Raw genomic sequence first — 17033 nt, forward strand, 5'->3', positions numbered from 1 at the left:
AGCCGCTTTCTTATGCTTTCTGGCGTGCGTTGGAGGGATCCCAGGCCGGGGCTTCCAGCAGCGTGAAGGCGCGGCGCTCGCCCAGAATGACAACCTCTAGGCCGCCGGTTGCGCCGGGGTCGACATAGGCAAAGGCGAGGCTTTTGCCGGTGGCATGGCCGTAGCCGCCGGAGGTGCAGACGCCAACCACCGTGTCTCCCTGCATTACCGGTTCGCCGCCGTGGATATCGCAGTCGGTGGCGGCAACTTCGCCATAGACCAGGCGGGTTGCAATGCCTTTGCCGCGAACGGTTTCGGTAGCGGCGCGGCCTTTGAAATCGCCTTTGACCGGGGCGTAGAAGCGGCTGCAACCGGCCTCGATCAGGGTGATTTCATTGGTGAGTTCGGTGCCATAGCCGCGGTAGGCTTTCTCCATCCTCAAGGAGTTCACCGCCTGCACGCCAAAATCGGCAATGCCATGGGGTTCGCCCGCTTCCCAGATGGCGCTGTAGAGTGTGGCAAGCTGCGCCATCGGGGCGTGCAGCTCCCAGCCTAGCTCGCCGACATAGTTCACCCGCAGGGCACGGACGGGAATGCCGGCGATTTCGATCTCCTGGCCTGTGAGCCAGCGGAAGGAAGGATTGGTCAGATCGGCACCGGTGAGCGGTGCCAGCACCTCGCGGGATTTGGGACCTGCGACCACCAGCATGCCGTAGTCATCCGTCACGTTGGTGACGGTCACGTCCCCACCCGCGGCAAATGTCAGCTGGTCCTGGGCCATCCGCTCGGTCCCGGCACCGGAGAGGACGTAGAAACGGTCCTTAGCCAGCCTTGTGGTGGTCCATTCCCCTTCGATCCGGCCATTATCAGACAGCACATGGGTCAGGTTGATACCGCCCGGCTTTTTCGGCAGGCGGTTGGCAGTCAGACGGTCCAGCAGCGCCTCGGCGCCGGGGCCGGTGACGTCGAATTTGGCAAAGCTGGACAGGTCCATGATGCCAGCCTGCTCGCGTACGGCGCGGCATTCTTCTGCGATGATGGCGAACACATTGTTGCGGCGGTACTGCAGCTTTTCCTCGAAGCCTTCGGGGGCGAAATATTTGGGCCGCTCCCAGCCGTAGACCTCGGTGTACACCGCGCCCTTGGCCTTCAGCGGTTCGAACAGAGGCGTCACCCGATTGGGGCGGCCGGCCTGGATCTCGCGCCCTGGCAGCGGAGTTTCGAACATGTTTTCGTAGTCGTCAAAGCTTTTGGCGCGGGTGTAGTCTGGATCTGCATAGGCGCCAAAGCGGCGCGGGTCGGTGCAGTACATGTTTATTTCGGCGTCGCCATGCACCATCCACTGCGCCAGGTATTTGCCGATGCCTGCGCCTTGTGCGATGCCGATGGCGGAGCCGCAGCATTGCCAGAAATTGCGCAAGCCCGGTGCGGGGCCGGCCAGCGGGTTGCCGTCAGGCGTATGCGGGATGGCGCCGTTGATCACCCGCTTGATGCCCGCGTTGGTAAAGATGGGCATCCGCTCCAGCGCCTTCTCCAGCCAGGGGGCGATGCGGTCGATGTTGCCTTCGAACAGCTCGTTCTCGCTGTCCCACTCCGGGAAGCCGCCGCGCCCGGCCCAGGCTTCGCGGCTGCCGTAGTGCTCGTAGATGCCGACGAGGCCCGCTTGCTGTTCCTGCCGGTAGTAGCCCGCGGTGGCCGGGTCGCGCATGACCGGGAGTTCGGTGTCCGAACCGGCAAACTCCGCCAGGGGTTCGGTCACCAGATACTGGTGCTCCATATTGGTGATCGGGGTTTCAACGCCCACCCATTTGCCGACCTCGCGGGCATAGCAGCCGGCGGCGTTCACCACATGCTCGGCGCGGATAGTGCCTGCGTCGGTCACCACTTCGAATTCGCCTGAGGGCAGCACCTTGATGTCCGTCACCCGGGTGCGGCGGCGGATGGCGGCGCCCATCTGCCGGGCGCCCGCTGCCATGGCATTGCAGGCGCTGGAGGGGTCCACATGGCCGTCCATGTTTGTATAGGCGCCGGCCAGGATGCCATCGGTTTGCAGCCAGGGGTTCAGCTGCTTGATGCGATCGGGGCCGATCACCTCCATGTGGAAGCCGACATTGGCCGAGAAGCCCGCGACGTGGTTGAACCAGTCGACCTCTTCCTGGGTGGTGGCGAGCCGGATGCCGCCGCAGCCGTGCCAGCCGGCGGGCTGGCCGGTGATCTCCTCCAGCCGCGGATAGAGCGTGTTGGAGTAATGGTGGATCTTGGCCATGTTGTAGTTGCTGATGAAGCTGGGGCATTGGCCGGCCGCGTGCCAGGTGGAGCCGCTTGTCAGCTCGCCCTTTTCGATCAGGAGGACGTCTTTCCAGCCCTCTTCGGCCAGGTGGTAGGCCAGGCCCACCCCCATCATGCCGCCGCCGATGATCACCGCTTTTGCATGAGACTGCATGTTGAAATCCTTTTCTGCTGGGCTCACCAGACGCCGTTGCCGCCGGACATCCGGGCGCGGGGCAGAATGATGTTAAAATTCTCGCGCAGCTGCCGGTCCAGCTGCTCGGGGATGTGGCGGGGGTAGTGTTCCGCCAGAATGGTTTGCACCCGGTCCCGCGCCACGTCGCGGGCGTCGCGGGCGCCGGCCTCCTCCCACGCGCTGATGCTGCGGCGGTCGGCGATCTCGGGGTAGAGGTAGTCGGTCTTCATCCGGGCAAAGGTCTGCGGGTGGCCAAGGTAGTGGCCTTCGCCCAGCACCACGTCGCGGATCACCTCAAAATTCAGCGTGTCCTCAGTCACTTCGACGCCCTTGACGGTGCGTAGGATTGCCCCGAGCAAGTCGTTGTCGAGCACGTAGCTTTCGAAGCTGGTGCCCATCAGGCTGCCATGCATGCCCGCACATTCGTGGATCATCGAGGCGCCGGCATGGGCGGCCAGCGAGATGGTGTAGCCCTTTTCGCCGCCCGCCTGCATGTCGGGCAGCTTGCTGTCGGTCATGCCTGCCGGCACCGAGTTCGGCAGGTCATAGAACCCGGCCATCTGGGCGCAGGCGGCGGACAAGAGCGCCTGCTCGCCCGAGCCGCCGGACATCGCGCCGGTGCGCAGGTCGCTGACAAAAGGCCAGGTGGCAAAGATTGCCCGGCAGTCCGGGTCGATGATATTGCAGAGGATCAGCCCGGCCAGCACCTCGGCGCAGGCCTGCGCCACTGCGCCTGCGAGGGCGGCGGGGGCGGTGGCTCCGGCCTGGCCTGCGGCGACCAGCAGGATTGGCATTCCGGCCTCAACCGCGGCCTCAAGCGCATCGCAGCTTTCGGTGGCAAAGCGCATCGGCGGCACCACGTGGCAGCAGACCGCGGTGCAGAAGGGGCGCCGGCGGAACTTGCCCTCGCCGCCTGCCACCGCATCCAGCATCGGCATCACCGCCTTGACGCTGGCGCTGTCGGTGTAACTGACGGCGATGGATTTAGAAGTGCCGGAGAGGCAGGCGTAGGTGGTGTTGATATCCAGGTCGAGCACGGTTCGTGCGTCGCGGGCCACCACCGAGCGGTGGTACCAGTGGATATTGTCCATCCGGTCCGCCAGCCGGGCGATGTCGTAAAGATCCGCCACCGTGCTGTCGCGGTACTTGCCGCTGTGAAAGTCCATCATGGTGGGGGCGGCACCGCCGGTGCCGGCATGCACGCGCTTGCCCCCGATTTCGATGTCTTTGGCGGGATCGATGCCGTGCAGGGTGAATTTGCGCCGGGTGCGGGCAATCACGTCTTCGACCAGGGCGCGGGGGAAGCGCAAGCGGCCGGTATCGTCCACCGTGCAGCCTGCTGCCACAGCTCGGGTTTCAAGGCTGGGGGTAACTTGCGACAGGCCGAGATCGCTTAAGAGCTGCAGCACCAGATGGTGGATACGCTCCATTTCCGCCAGGCTCAGCGGCTGGTAATGGCCGCCGGTCATACCGGGGCTGATCGGCGGGGCAGCGGCGGCAGCTTCGGAGGGACCCCGGGCGCGGCGGCCGGATCGGCGGGGGGCGGTGGCTGGCATTGACGGACCTCATGTCGAATTCGAGGTCCAGTTGCAGCCAAAACCGGGGCGCGCTCAAACGATCATTCCGAATGCGTTGCATTCCCTCAGATCATGCTTCGGCGTCTCCGGCCTCAATTTCTTCCATGATCCATCGGAGGAATTCCTTGATCAGCGGGTTCGAGGCGCCTTCCTGGGATGTGCAGGCGTAATAGCCTTTGTCTGTTTCCAAGGGCCTGTCCGCGGGACAGGCCAGGCGGCCGTCAGCCAGCATCGGGCCGGTAATGTAGTGCCAGCCCAGGGCAATGCCGCGGCCTGCCTCGGCGGCCTGCAGCACCATCGGGTAGCTGTTGAGGCGGATGCCGGGGCGCTGCGGCTGGGCTGTGACGCCCTGCTGTGCCAGCCAGACCTGCCAGTCGACGCCGCCCCAGATATTGCCGCCGCCCTCCAGATGCAGAAGCGTCTGGTCCAGCAGTTCCTCGGGGTGGCGCAGTTCCGGATGCTGCTGCAGGAACCCGGGGCTGCACACCGGGTAGACCTGCTCGCCAAACAGACGGCGGGCCTTGGTGCCGGGCCAGTGCCCGTCGCCATAAAGCACCGCGATATCGGCGTCGCCCTTGCTGGGGTCCACTTGCTGGTCGGTGGCCAGGACCCGCAAGTCCGCGGCGGGGTGGCGTTCGCTGAAGCGCTCCAGCCGGGGCATCAGCCAGTAATAGGAAAAAGCCACCGAGGCAGCGACGGTGATCTGCGGCGCAGCTTGGGCGGCGCGCAAGCTGTCGACGCAGCGGGAGATTTCCTCAAACCCCCGGGTGACGGCGGCAAACAGCTGGCGGCCTTCGGGGGTGAGGTCGATGGCGCGGTGGCGGCGCAGGAACAGGCTGTGGCCGAGGCTGGTTTCCAGCGCCTTCACCTGGCGGCTGACGGCACTTTGGGTGAGGCAGAGTTCATCAGCGGCGGCGGTGAAGCTCAGCCGCCGCGCCACCGCTTCGAAGGTGTGGAGCTGCGGCAGCGGCGGCAAGGGGAATTTCTTCAAGGTCCGGTTCCTTTGCGCCGCTTTGAGAAGGGGGGCAGGCTTTGGCGCAAGGATGCGCAAGGTTTTGAAATTCTGTCCAGCGCCATGGCGCGGCGAAATCCAAAACACCTGATGTAAATCAAATTGCGGCGGCATCATCCTCATTAGTGTCAGCGGCAGAAGCAATGGGGCGATTCCTGTAACTTATGCTGCGCATCTCTGTCATATACTCATTTTGCCGCGCCGGGCTTCTCCGGCGGCTGGCGGGGATGTGTGCAGCCGTCATGCTGGTGCTGCAGGTTGCTTTCCCCGGCGCGGGGCAAGCAGCAGCAGGCGGCGAGTGGATCGAGATCTGCGGCGAGTTCGGCGCGGTTGAAATCCAGATGCCGGCTGGGGACGGCGGGGACCAGGATTGCCCCAAATGCAGCACCTGCGCGCTGTGTGCGGCTGAAAACGGGGCGGGGCCAGCTGGCATCGTGCCGGCCAGCTGCGGCCGGGCGGCGGATTGCGTGGTGCTTCTGCCTGACGGGACGCAGGTGCGCCCGAACCCGGCGCAATACTGGCATGACGGCCGCGGGCCTCCGCTGGTGAACCAGAAGAATTCCGAACGCGCCCTGCGCGCGTCCGTGGCGGCCACTCAAAGTAAAGGAGAGGCGCCATGGGTCTGACACGCGCCTTCCGGGGCTGGCTGACAGCCCTTGTGATGACATTCGCCGCAGTTTGTGCGGCAGCAGCCGAGGCCGACAGCCTCGACAGTTTCCTGACAGAGCTGACCCCTGCCGATCTGGTGCCCGGCGCCGAGGCCTTTGGCCCGGTGCGCAGCGATGTGCCGGTGGCGCCGGTGCTGAGGGGCGGCGAAACCGTCGCCTATGCTTTCCTGACCTCGGATTTTGTCGGCACCACCGGTTACAGCGGCAAGCCGATCCATGTGGTGGCGGCGATTGACACCGATGCGGTGCTGACCGGTGTGAAGCTGGTCAAGCACTCCGAACCGATTGTGCTGATCGGCATCCCAAACTCGAAAATGGTCAAGCTGACCGAAGGCTATGCCGGGCTGGATCTGAAGGCCGAAGCGGCAGCAGGCGGCGACGCGCACGATCTGGACATCATCTCGGGCGCGACAGTTACGATCATGGTGATCGACGACAGCCTTGTGCGGGCGGGCATCAAGGTGGCCCGCGCGCTGGGATTGGGCGGCCTGTCGCCGGTGCAGCCGGACGGGCCGAAGCGTGAAGTCGACATGGGCCGCGAGACGGTGGAGGACTGGACCACGCTGGCGGGTGACGGCTCGGTGCGCCGGATGACGCTGGATGTGGGGCAGATCAACGCGGCCTTTGAGGCGACCGGCGATGCGCGCGCGATCAAGCGGCCTGAGGCGGGGGCGCCCGGGGACACTTTCATCGATATGCATGTGGCGCTGGTTTCCGTGCCCTCAATCGGCAAGTCGCTGCTGGGCGAGGCAGAGTACAAGAACCTGCAGAACTGGTTGAAGGACGGCGAGCAGGCCATCCTGGTGCTGGGGCGCGGCAGCTATAGCTTCAAGGGCTCGGGCTATGTGCGTGGCGGTATCTTTGACCGGATCCAGCTGATCCAGGGCGATGCCTCGGTGCGGTTCTTTGACAAGCAGCACAAGCGGCTGGGGGCTTTGGCCACCGAAGACAGCCCCAGTTTCACCGAACTGGACCTGTTCAAGATCCCGGCGGATGCAGAGTTTGACCCGGCCGAACCGTTCCGTCTGCAGCTCTTGGTGCAGCGGGCTGTCGGGGCGCTGGAACGGTCGTTCCTGACCTTTGACCTGGGCTACAGGCTGCCTGAGCAGTATCTGCTGCCCGCCGCGCCTGCGCCCAAAGTGGTGGAGGATGCCACGGATGAGGCTGCTGCCAAGGCGGCGCTGTGGCAGCGGATCTGGAAAGACCGCACCGTCGAGATCGGTGTTCTGGGCGTGATGCTCTTGGTGCTGACGGGGGTGTTCTTCTTCCAGTTCCAGGCGACTGTGAATGCGCGCACGTTTTACTGGTTCCGCATCGGCTACCTGACCATCACCCTGGTGTTCCTCGGCTGGTACGCCAATGCACAGCTGAGCGTGGTGAACCTGATGGCGCTGGCAGGGTCCTTGCGCAGCGGCTTCTCCTGGGATGCCTTCCTGCTGGACCCGCTGGTGTTTATCCAGTGGTTTGCGGTGGCGGCGGCGCTGCTGTTCTGGGGCCGCGGCGCCTATTGCGGCTGGCTGTGCCCCTTTGGTGCGCTGCAGGAGCTGACCAACAAGATCGCCCGCGCCTTCAAGGTGCCGCAGATCACCTTGCCCTGGGCGCTGCATGAGCGGCTGTGGCCTGCCAAATACATGATCTTCCTCGGGCTGTTCGGCCTCTCGATGGTCTCGATCCCGCTGGCGGAAACCTATGCCGAGGTGGAGCCGTTCAAAACCGCGATCATCCTGAAGTTCGTGCGCGACTGGCCGTTTGTGGTCTTTGCGCTGGTGCTCTTGGGCCTGGGGCTGTTCGTCGAGCGCTTCTACTGCCGCTACCTGTGCCCGTTGGGCGCGGCGCTGGCCATTCCCGCGCGGATCCACATGTTCGACTGGCTGAAACGCTATCACGAATGCGGCTACCCCTGTCAGACCTGCCGGAACGAGTGCCCGGTTCAGGCAATCCACCCCACCGGTGAGATCAACCCGAACGAATGTGTGAACTGCCTGCATTGCCAGGTTCTGTACCAATCCGAAACCAAATGCCCGGTTGTCATCAAGCAACTGAAACGCCGGGCCAAAACCGGGAGCCCCGCGCCGGACGCTGCTCTGGGCCGGCCCCCGGCAAACCACCCCAACGCGAACAGGACAAAAGTTTCCTGAAGGAGGACGTCATGTCTGATGATCTGAAAAACAAACTGCCAGTCACCCGCCGCGGGCTGCTGGGGGCAACTGCAACCGGGGCAGCGCTGGCCGCAGCCGGCGTGGGCTCTTCGCTCTTGGGCGCTGGGCCTGCACGGGCCGCGGGCAAGGTGGCCCTGGAGCCTGGCGAGCTGGATGAATACTACGGCTTCTGGTCCTCGGGCCAGACCGGCGAGCTGCGCATTCTGGGCGTACCGTCCATGCGCGAGCTGATGCGGATCCCGGTGTTCAACCGCTGCTCGGCAACCGGCTGGGGCCAGACCAATGAGTCCAAGAAGATCCTGACCGAAGGCCTGCTGCCTGACACCAAGGAGTTCCTGGCGGCCAACGGCAAGGAAACCTATGACAACGGCGACCTGCACCACCCGCATATGTCGTTCACCGATGGCACCTATGACGGCCGCTACATCTTCATGAACGACAAGGCCAACACCCGTGTGGCCCGCGTCCGCTGCGACGTGATGAAATGCGACAAGATCATCGAGATCCCCAATGCCAAGGACATCCACGGGTTGCGCCCGCAGAAGTTCCCGCGCACCGGTTATGTCTTTGCCAATGGCGAGCACGAGGCGCCGCTGATCAATGACGGCCAGATCCTGGATGATCCGTCGCAATATGTGAACATCTTCTCGGCCATCGACGGCGACACCATGGAAGTCGCCTGGCAGGTGATCGTCTCGGGCAACCTGGACAACACCGACTGCGACTATCAGGGCAAATACGCCTATTCGACCTCCTACAACTCGGAAATGGGGATGACCCTGGCCGAGATGACCGAGAACGAGCTGGACCACGTGGTTGTCTTCAACATCGCGGCCATCGAGGCGGCGGTTGCAGCGGGCGACTATCAGGAGCTGAACGGCGCCAAGGTGGTTGACGGGCGCAAGGGCGCGCCGGGCAAGCTGACCCGCTACATCCCGATCCCGAACTCGCCGCATGGCATCAACACCGCACCGGACAAGAAGCACGTCTGCGTCAACGGCAAGCTGTCGCCGACTGTCTCGGTCATCGACGTCGAGAAGCTGGACGCGCTGTTTGATGCGGATGCCGATCCGCGTTCGGCCATCGTGGCGGAACCGCAGCTGGGCCTTGGCCCGCTCCACACCGCCTTCGACAACCGCGGCTATGCCTACACCACTCTGTTCCTCGACAGCCAGGTGGTGAAATGGGACATCGCCAAGGCGATTGAGGCCTATGCGGGCGCGGATGTGGACCCGATCCTCGACAAGGTCGATGTGCAGTACCAGCCGGGCCACAACTCCACCTCGATGGGCGAGACCGCCGAGGCGGACGGCAAGTGGCTGATTTCCATGAACAAGTTCTCCAAGGACCGGTTCCTGAACGTGGGTCCGTTGAAGCCCGAGAACGAGCAGCTGATCGACATCTCCGGCGACAAGATGAAGGTGGTGCATGACGGCCCGACCTTTGCCGAGCCGCATGACTCGATCATCGTGCACCGCTCCAAGGTAAACCCGGCCAGCATCTGGGACCGCAACGATCCGATGTGGTCTGAAGCGCGCGCGCAGGCCGAGGCGGACGGGGTCGACCTGGACGACTGGCAGGACACCATCGTGCGCGACGGCAACAAGGTGCGGGTCTACATGTCGAGCCAGGCGCCGAACTTCAGCCTTGAGAAGTTCACCGTCAAGCAGGGGGATGAGGTCACCGTCTATGTCACCAATCTGGATGATATCGACGACCTGACCCATGGCTTCTGCCTGTCGAACTTCGGCATTGCGATGGAAGTGGGGCCGATGGCCACTGCTTCGGTCACCTTTGTTGCCGAGCGTCCGGGCGTGCATTGGTACTATTGCCAGTGGTTCTGCCACGCGCTGCACATGGAGATGCGCGGCCGGATGCTGGTCGAGCCGCGGAGCGCCTGACGATGAGACGGCTCCTGCCCATTTCCCTGGTTGCAGTCTTGACCTGTCTGGCGCCTGCTTGGGCAAAGGATTGGGATGTGCCCAACCGGGCAGGGGCCATCACTGAAACACTGGCGCAGGCGGCGGATGGCGACACCCTCCGCCTCGCCCCCGGCACCTATGGTGAAACCTTGGTGCTGGACCGGCCTGTCACTCTGGACGGGCAGGGCCACGCCACTCTAGACGGGCAGGGTGCGGGATCGGTGATCACCGTGACCGGGCCGGGCGTGACGGTGCGGGGGCTGACGGTGGTTGGCTCCGGCTCCTCGCATCAGGAGATCGACAGCGGCATCAAGCTGACCAAGACGGCGAAGGCGCCGCAGATTTTGGATAATGTGCTGCTGGGCAATCTGTACGGCGTGGATGTTCACGGCGCCAAGGATAGCCTGGTGCGGGGCAACCGGATCGAGGGCCGCCAGGACCGGCACATGAATGCCCGCGGCAATGGGGTCTATGTCTGGAACGCGCCGGGTGCGGTGGTGGACGGCAATGAGATCCGCTTTGGCCGCGATGGGATTTTTGTGAACAGCTCCAAGAAAAACACGTTCACCAACAACACCTTCCGCGATCTGCGCTTTGCCGTGCATTACATGTATGCCGACAACTCCGAGGTCTCGGGCAATGTCTCGATCGGAAACCACCTGGGCTATGCGGTGATGTTCTCGAAACGGGTCAAGGTGACCGGGAATGTCTCTCTGAACGACCGCGACCACGGGGTGATGCTGAACTATGCCAATCAGGGCGAGGTGCGCGGCAATTATGTGAAGGGCGCGAAGGACAAGTGCACCTTCCTTTACAACGCGCACAAGAATGATTTCTCGGGCAATTGGTTCGAGGGCTGCGGGATTGGCATCCATTTCACCGCGGGCAGTGCGGGCAACCGGATGGTGGGCAATGCCTTTGTTGGCAACCGGCATCAGGTGAAGTTTGTCTCCACCAAATGGGTGGAATGGAGCGAAGAGGGCCAAGGCAACTACTGGTCCGACTTTGCAGGCTTTGACGTGGACGGGGATGGCATCGCCGATGCGCCCTACCGCCCCAATGACAGCATGGACCATGTGCTGTGGACCCAGCCGGCGGCGAAACTCTTGATGGGCTCGCCCGCGGTGCAGCTGGTGCGCTGGTCGCAGTCGGCGTTCCCGGCGCTGCTGCCCGGCGGGGTGATCGACAGCCACCCGCTGATGGTCCCCGTGCGGCCTGAGGCCGCCAGAAAGGTTGAACAAGATGGATAACAGAAACGTACCGCCCGGCGGCACCGCCGGGCAGCGCCCGACCGCCCCCCTCGGGCGGGCGCTTCACGCCCACCCGGCGGCCGGGCCCAGCCCTCAGTGTTCTAAGAGCCCGCTGCAAATCCGCGCCCTGGACAAGTTCCGCGGCAAAACGCAGGTGCTGCACGGCATCGACCTGGACATCGCGCCGGGTGAGCGGCTGGCGCTGCTGGGCCACAACGGCGCGGGCAAGTCGACCTTGATCAAGGCGGTGCTGGGTCTGATCCGGCATGAGGGCGGCAGTATCCGCATTTGCGGTGCAGCCCCCGGCAGTGCCGCGGCGCGTGCCGCCACGGCTTTTCTGCCCGAGGCTGTCAGTTTTCACCCGGCGCTGACCGGGCATGAGCAGCTGGCGCTGTTTGCCCGTCTGGCCGGGGAGAAAGCGGACATCGGCGCATTGCTGGAACGCGTCGGCCTGGGCGAGGCGATGCACCGCCGTATTGGCGCCTATTCCAAGGGGATGCGGCAGCGGCTGGGCTTGGCGCAGGTGCTGCTGGGACGTCCCAAGCTGGCGCTTCTGGATGAACCGACCAGCGGGCTGGATCCGATCTCGCGCCAGGATCTTTATGCCATCATCAATGAACTGGCGGAGCAGGGCGCGGCGGTGCTGATCGCCTCTCATGCGCTGACTGAGGTGGAAGCACGCACTGACCGCATCGCGATCCTGCGCAAAGGCGTGAAGGTAGCGGATGATACGCTGGCAGGCTTGTCGGCACAGGCCGGGCTGCCGGTCCGGTTGAGGGTGCAAGCGAGCGGCGCAGAGGCGGACCGGATTGCGGTGGAGACCGGCGGGCGGCGGATCAACGGCGCCTCGGTCGAGATCCTCTGCCGCCCGCAGGACAAGATGGAAGAGTTGCGCAAGATCGTGGCCATGGGCGATGCGGTGGCTGACATCGACATGGTGCCGCCGCGGCTCGAAGACCTGTACCGCCACTATTCCGGGGAGGACCGCAAATGAGACGCGCCTTTGCCATTGCCCGCGCCGAGATGCTGATCCTGCGGCGCAACCGCTGGCTGGTCATGGCCACGCTGATCATGCTGGCATTCTCGCTGGCGCTGTCCTTTGCCGGATCGGCGCCGACAGGGACGCTGGGGGTGGATATGCTGACGGTCTCGGTTGCCTCGATGACCACGCTGTCGGTTTATCTGGCGCCGCTACTGGCGCTGATGATGGGATTCGATGCAGTCGCAGGCGACCGTGATCGGGGCAGCCTGGCTTTACTCTTGGCCTACCCGGCCGGACGGGCAGAGATTCTGCTTGGCAAGCTGATGGCGCATTTGGCCGCTTTGGCGGTGGCGATGTGCATCGGCTTTGGCGCGGCGGGGGCCGTCGCCGCCTGGTTCGGCGGTGCCGGGGCTGAAAGCCTGATGGCGCTGGGACGGCTGGTGCTGACCTCGATCCTCTTGGGCGCCGTGTTCCTGGTACTGGGCTATGCGTTGTCGGCGCTCAGCAGCGGGGCGACAGCCGCCGCGGGCCTTTCGGCAGGTGTGTGGCTGGTGTTTGTGGTGCTTTATGATCTTGGTCTTTTGGGTGCTGTGGTGATGGACAGCGGCGGGGTGTTCACTCAGAAGATCTTCCCTTGGGTGATGGTTGCTAATCCGGCGGATGCGTTCCGGCTGTGGAATGTCGCGGCCTCGGAAAGTGTGGCCCTGTCCAGCGGTATGGCGGGGGCGGCCAGCGCCTTGCCTGCCTGGGCGGCACCGCTGTCGCTGCTTTTGTGGCCTGCTCTGGGTTTCCTGCTGGCCTGCGCCGCATTCCGGAGGGTGGAGCCATGAAACGCCTGATCCTTGCCGCCGCATTGGTGCTGTCTGCCTGCCAGGAGGAAGAAGCCAAGGCGCCGCCTGCGCCGGTGGAACTGACCGAGGTTGCGCTCAGCTACTTCTGCCAGATGAATGTCGCGGAACACGGCGGGCCCAAAGGGCAGATCCATCTGGAGGGCTTCCCGGCGCCTTTGTTCTTTGCTCAGGTGCGCGACTTGGCAGCCTATGTGAAGAGCCCGGAGCGGGATGCGGAGATCACCGCGATCTACGTGAGCGACATGGGTGCGGCGGCCAGTTGGGCAGATCCCGGCAGTAAGAATTGGATTGCAGCGGAGGGAGCGCATTTTGTGGTGGGATCCAACGTGGCGGGAGGCATGGGGGCGCCGGAAGTGGTGCCCTTTGCTTCGCCTGAAGAGGCCAGCCGGTTCGCGGCCCGGTACGGTGGAGCCGTGGCTGGGTTTGATGGTATTCCCGATGACGCGGTGCTTGGGCCAGTCGATCTGGACCAGCAATTGGAGACGCCGTCCTGAGCATCTCCCTGCTTTGCGCTGACTGAACTTTGACTGAGCTTTAAACCAGCTCGGGCTGCAGCCGCAGTTCGGCGGCGATGGCGTGGCCCTCCATGCCTTCCATCCGGCTGATGCGGGCGGTGCGCTGGGCGAGCTCGTGCGAGGCTTCGGCGGTGCAGCGCTGCCAGGTGACGGTCTTGGTGAACTTGTGCACCGAGAGCCCGCCGGTGTAGCGCGCGGCGCCGCTGGTGGGCAGCACGTGGTTGGGGCCGGAGCTCTTGTCGCCGAAGGAAACGGTGGTCTCCTTGCCCAGGAACAGGGAGCCATAGGCGGTGAGCCGGTCCAGCCACCAGTCGAGATCCTCGGCCTGCACCTGCAGATGCTCGGGGGCATAGCGGTCGGCGGTTTCCGCGGCTTCTTCGCGGGTATCGCAGAGGACTACCTCGGCGCGCTCGTGCCAGGCGCGGTGGGCGGCGGAGAGGTTGGGTTCCGGCAAGGTGTCGATCAGCGCTTGGGCGCGGGCCATGACGCCCTTGGCCAGGCTTTCGCTGGTGGTGACCAGCCAGACCGGGCTGTCGGCGCCGTGTTCGGCCTGGCTGACCAGGTCCCAGGCAACGGTTTCCACATCCGCGGTGTGGTCGGCGATCACCAGTGAATCGGTGGGGCCGGCAAACATGTCGATGCCGACCTTGCCGAACAGCATCCGCTTGGCCTCGGCAACGTAGGTGTTCCCGGGGCCGACCAGGATGTCGGCGGGTTTGGCGCCGAACAGGCCCTGGGCCATCGCCGCGATGCCCTGCACGCCGCCCAGATTGAGGATCAGATCGGCACCGCAGAGGTCCATGGCATAGATGATGGCGTCGGGAATGCCGGTTCCGGGGCGCGTTGGCGAGACCGCGGTGATATGGGGCACGCCGGCGACCTTGGCGGTGGTGATCGTCATCAGGGCACTGGCGATATGGCTGTAGCGGCCGCCGGGCACATAGCAGCCGGCGCTGGAAACCGGGATCTGCTTCTGGCCGGCAATCAGCCCCGGGATCACCTCGACCTCGCATTCGCCCATGGTGGCCTTCTGCGCCTCGGCAAAGCGGCGGATGTTGGTGTGGGCGAACTGAATGTCTTCCTTGAGCTGGTCGGAGACCCGGTTGCAGGCAGCACGGCGCTGGGCGTCGGTCACCACGATCGGGCCGGTCCAGCCGTCGAGTGTTTCCGCATAGCGGCGCACGGTGTCCTCGCCCTCGCGCTGGATATGGGCGAGCATGACGGCGACGGTGTCGCGGATGTCGCTGTTCTCGGCGGCGGGGCGGGGCTGGGCCTGTTTCAGGTAGGTGATTGCCATTTGGGTCAGCTCATTTCCGTTAGAGGGCCGCCGGAGGTGCAGGCACAGGCCCGGCGCGGGGTGTGCCTAAAACAGCGCCCGGCGGGCCAAACGGTCAAGCCGGAGGCCGGTGATTTCGAAAAACACGGATGTTTGTTTCGAATTGCCGGAGCGCGCTGCGCGTCAGCCGCCCTGCGCCGGAAGGGTGCGGAACTCCTCGGCCAGCCAGGGGAAGCGGACGCTGATCGGGTCGGTGAAATGATGGCGCAGGGATTTCTGCAGCGCCTCGTGGATCAGCTGCGAGGTGGCGGCGGGATAGACGTTGGTGGTGAACAGCGACACGGTGCGCGCAAAGCTTTTGCCGGGGAAGCGCACCACCTTGACCTTGTCATGAAATCGCGCCGCGCGGTGGTAGCTGGCGGCGGTGGTGACAGTCCAGCCGCTGCCCTCGGAGACAAGGCCGATGATCGACTGGTTGCATTCCAGTTCAAACCGGTTGGGCAGCGAGATCTTGAGCCGGGTCAGCTGGGTTTCGATCTGTTTGCCGATGGTGTGGTCGCGGGAGTAGCGCAGAAAGGGCAGAGAGGCGTCGGCCTTGGTCAAGTCCTTGACGTCGCCGGAGAACCCTGACGGAACCACCAGAATGAAAGGGTCGCGCATCAGCGGGTATTCGATCAGGTCGGGCAAGAGGCCGGCGGGCCGGGTGGCGACTCCCGCGTCCAATTTCTGCTCCTGCAGCTTTTCGATGATCTCGTGGCTGGGGCGTGTGTAGTGGCGGAAGCTGCAGCGGGGCAGGGCGTTGGAGAGGAACTGGAACAGTTCCGGTCCAACTTCGTTGTCGAAATCATCCAGGAGCGCCATCCGCAGATCGGTGGCATGCTGCCAGCTGCCGGAACGGATTTCCGCCTCGCCGCGTTTGAGGGTCATCAGCCCGTCATAGACATAGCGGGCGAAGACCACGCCCGCAGGCGTCAGCCCCATCGGGCGGCGGGTGTGGTCCACCAGATCGACCCCCAGCGCGCTTTCCAGGCTGCGCAGATGGTTGGAGACTGTGCTGATCGACAGGCCGGTTTCCTGGGCAACCTTTTGTATTGATCCGGACTTCGAAATAAGCTGGAACACTTCCAGCCACCGCAGGCTCAGGGATTTCTGCACTGGCGGACCCTCCCGTTTAGCGTCATCATTCCGTAAAAAACGAAACTAAGTTTTACTTTGCCCGCAAAAGTAACTTTATTCTACTGTGGAATTGCTTCCCGGATATGGTTTGCCGTGCAAAAATACTTGTCCGAGGCTTGCAAGGAACGGGTCCGGAAAAACATCTGGGAGGAGAACCACATGATCAAGAAGTATCTGCTTTCAACAGCCTGTGCAGCCGCTGCTGCGATTTCGGCCACATCTGCCTCGGCTTTGGATGAAATCACGGTTGCCTATTTCCTCGAATGGCCGATGCCGTTCCAGTTTGCCAAAGCCAACGGCACCTACGAGGAAGAGCTGGGCGTCAAGATCAACTGGGTTTCCTTCGACACCGGCACCGCAATGTCGGCAGCGATGGCCTCGGGCGACGTGCAGATTGCTGTGAGCCAGGGCGTGCCGCCGTTTGTGGTGGCGACTTCGGCGGGCCAGGACATCCAGACCGTGGATGTGGCCGTGAGCTATTCCGACAACGATAACTGCGTGGTGGCCGAAGCGCTGGAGATCGACAAGACCAACGCCGGTGAGCTGAACGGCAAGAAGGTTGGCGTGCCGATCGGTACTGCAGCGCATTACGGCTTCCTGTCGCAGATGGCGCATTTCGGTGTGGACGTCGGCTCGATGGAGATCGTCGACATGGCGCCTGCGGATGGCGCAGCAGCCTTTGCCCAGGGCAACCTGGACATGGTCTGCGGCTGGGGCGGCGGCCTGCGGCGGATGCTGGAGCATGGCAACGTGCTGCTGACCGGCGCCGAGAAGGAAGAACTGGGCATCCTGGTGTTTGACGTGACCAGCGCGCCGGCCGATTTCATCGCCGAAGAGAGCGAACTGCTGAGCAAGTTCCTGAAGGTGACGGCTGATGCCAACGCCATGTGGAACTCGGGCGAGCACAACGACAAGATGCTGCCGGTGATCGCCAAGGACGCAGGCATGGATGTGGACGAGACCGCGGCGACCATCGCAACCTTCAGCTTCCCCTCTGCCGAAGAGCAGCTGTCCGAGAAATGGCTGGGCGGCGGTGCGCAGAGCTTCATGAAGGGCGTGGCGGATGTGTTCGTGAACGCAGGCAGCATCGAAGCGGCGCTGGACTCCTATGAAAGGGCTGTTGACAGCGCGCCGCTGGCAGACGCACAGAACTGAGCCGCAACACTTAGATTTTTGTGAACGGCCCGGTTCCCGGGCCGTTT

At 64.1% G+C, this 17033-nt stretch carries 13 protein-coding genes; 8 read left to right on the top strand and 5 right to left on the bottom strand.

Features of this window, described 5'->3' with window-relative positions; all coding sequences use genetic code 11:
- Nucleotides 1-10: 10 nt before the first annotated feature.
- From RA19_RS15115 to RA19_RS15125, 3 genes are all read right to left on the bottom strand, one after another.
- Complete coding sequence (locus RA19_RS15115) at nt 11-2422, bottom strand: FAD-dependent oxidoreductase (protein ID WP_039164037.1); 2412 nt, start codon at nt 2420-2422, stop codon at nt 11-13.
- Nucleotides 2423-2445: 23 nt separating this feature from the next.
- On the bottom strand, nt 2446-3999 hold the full coding sequence (locus RA19_RS15120; protein WP_039164039.1) for a trimethylamine methyltransferase family protein: 1554 nt from the start codon (nt 3997-3999) through the stop codon (nt 2446-2448).
- A gap of 91 nt (nt 4000-4090) precedes the next feature.
- On the bottom strand, nt 4091-5011 hold the full coding sequence (locus tag RA19_RS15125) for a LysR substrate-binding domain-containing protein (protein WP_193748282.1): 921 nt from the start codon (nt 5009-5011) through the stop codon (nt 4091-4093).
- A 248-nt stretch (nt 5012-5259) separates the two neighbouring features.
- Here RA19_RS15125 and RA19_RS15130 point away from each other — a divergent pair, with 248 nt between their 5' ends.
- Genes RA19_RS15130 through RA19_RS15160 form a run of 7 tightly spaced genes read left to right on the top strand, consistent with a single transcriptional unit; the run spans nt 5260 to nt 13358 of the window.
- Nucleotides 5260-5658 carry a hypothetical protein gene (locus RA19_RS15130; protein WP_241479076.1) on the top strand — a complete coding sequence of 133 codons (399 nt, stop codon included), beginning with the start codon at nt 5260-5262 and terminating at the stop codon, nt 5656-5658.
- On the top strand, nt 5649-7838 hold the full coding sequence (locus RA19_RS15135; RefSeq protein WP_039164043.1) for a NosR/NirI family protein: 2190 nt from the start codon (nt 5649-5651) through the stop codon (nt 7836-7838). Before RA19_RS15130 ends, RA19_RS15135 begins: the two co-directional genes overlap by 10 nt.
- 11 nt (nt 7839-7849) lie before the next feature.
- Nucleotides 7850-9760, top strand: coding sequence for a TAT-dependent nitrous-oxide reductase (gene nosZ / locus RA19_RS15140; protein ID WP_039164045.1), 1911 nt, complete (start codon nt 7850-7852; stop codon nt 9758-9760).
- Nucleotides 9761-9762: 2 nt separating this feature from the next.
- Nucleotides 9763-11031 (top strand): nitrous oxide reductase family maturation protein NosD, encoded by a 1269-nt coding sequence (locus tag RA19_RS15145; RefSeq protein ID WP_039164047.1) that lies wholly within the window; start codon nt 9763-9765, stop codon nt 11029-11031.
- Nucleotides 11024-12025 (top strand): ABC transporter ATP-binding protein, encoded by a 1002-nt coding sequence (locus tag RA19_RS15150; RefSeq protein WP_241479077.1) that lies wholly within the window; start codon nt 11024-11026, stop codon nt 12023-12025. Before RA19_RS15145 ends, RA19_RS15150 begins: the two co-directional genes overlap by 8 nt.
- Nucleotides 12022-12843, top strand: a complete 822-nt coding sequence (locus RA19_RS15155; RefSeq protein WP_039164049.1) for an ABC transporter permease — start codon at nt 12022-12024, stop codon at nt 12841-12843. The genes RA19_RS15150 and RA19_RS15155 overlap by 4 nt, the downstream gene beginning before the upstream one ends.
- A complete protein-coding gene (locus RA19_RS15160) occupies nt 12840-13358 on the top strand; it encodes a nitrous oxide reductase accessory protein NosL (RefSeq protein WP_039164051.1) in 519 nt (172 codons plus the stop codon). The genes RA19_RS15155 and RA19_RS15160 overlap by 4 nt, the downstream gene beginning before the upstream one ends.
- A 40-nt stretch (nt 13359-13398) precedes the next feature.
- Here RA19_RS15160 and hisD read toward each other — a convergent pair whose 3' ends face one another.
- Both hisD and RA19_RS15170 read right to left on the bottom strand, forming a co-directional pair.
- Nucleotides 13399-14676, bottom strand: coding sequence for a histidinol dehydrogenase (gene hisD, locus RA19_RS15165; protein WP_039164052.1), 1278 nt, complete (start codon nt 14674-14676; stop codon nt 13399-13401).
- Between the two features lie 162 nt (nt 14677-14838).
- Nucleotides 14839-15810 carry a LysR family transcriptional regulator gene (locus tag RA19_RS15170; protein ID WP_039164053.1) on the bottom strand — a complete coding sequence of 324 codons (972 nt, stop codon included), beginning with the start codon at nt 15808-15810 and terminating at the stop codon, nt 14839-14841.
- Nucleotides 15811-15990: 180 nt separating this feature from the next.
- Between RA19_RS15170 and RA19_RS15175 the strand changes: the two genes are divergently transcribed.
- Entirely contained in the window at nt 15991-16986 is a 996-nt protein-coding gene (locus RA19_RS15175; RefSeq protein ID WP_039164093.1) for a taurine ABC transporter substrate-binding protein, read from the top strand.
- Nucleotides 16987-17033 lie beyond the last annotated feature (47 nt).

Origin of the sequence: Leisingera sp. ANG-M1, assembly GCF_000813745.1 — a bacterium.
In the GTDB taxonomy this organism is placed as follows: domain Bacteria; phylum Pseudomonadota; class Alphaproteobacteria; order Rhodobacterales; family Rhodobacteraceae; genus Leisingera.

Bases quoted from the DNA above. Each gene is read 5' to 3' on its own strand.
- RA19_RS15155 (WP_039164049.1), top strand. From the start codon at position 12,022: ATGAGACGCGCCTTTGCCATTGCCCGCGCCGAGATGCTGATCCTGCGG.
- RA19_RS15120 (WP_039164039.1), bottom strand. From the start codon at position 3,999: ATGCCAGCCACCGCCCCCCGCCGATCCGGCCGCCGCGCCCGGGGTCCC.
- RA19_RS15130 (WP_241479076.1), top strand. From the start codon at position 5,260: ATGTGTGCAGCCGTCATGCTGGTGCTGCAGGTTGCTTTCCCCGGCGCG.
- RA19_RS15135 (WP_039164043.1), top strand. From the start codon at position 5,649: ATGGGTCTGACACGCGCCTTCCGGGGCTGGCTGACAGCCCTTGTGATG.
- RA19_RS15150 (WP_241479077.1), top strand. From the start codon at position 11,024: ATGGATAACAGAAACGTACCGCCCGGCGGCACCGCCGGGCAGCGCCCG.
- RA19_RS15160 (WP_039164051.1), top strand. From the start codon at position 12,840: ATGAAACGCCTGATCCTTGCCGCCGCATTGGTGCTGTCTGCCTGCCAG.
- RA19_RS15175 (WP_039164093.1), top strand. From the start codon at position 15,991: ATGATCAAGAAGTATCTGCTTTCAACAGCCTGTGCAGCCGCTGCTGCG.
- RA19_RS15115 (WP_039164037.1), bottom strand. From the start codon at position 2,422: ATGCAGTCTCATGCAAAAGCGGTGATCATCGGCGGCGGCATGATGGGG.
- RA19_RS15145 (WP_039164047.1), top strand. From the start codon at position 9,763: ATGAGACGGCTCCTGCCCATTTCCCTGGTTGCAGTCTTGACCTGTCTG.
- nosZ (WP_039164045.1), top strand. From the start codon at position 7,850: ATGTCTGATGATCTGAAAAACAAACTGCCAGTCACCCGCCGCGGGCTG.
- hisD (WP_039164052.1), bottom strand. From the start codon at position 14,676: ATGGCAATCACCTACCTGAAACAGGCCCAGCCCCGCCCCGCCGCCGAG.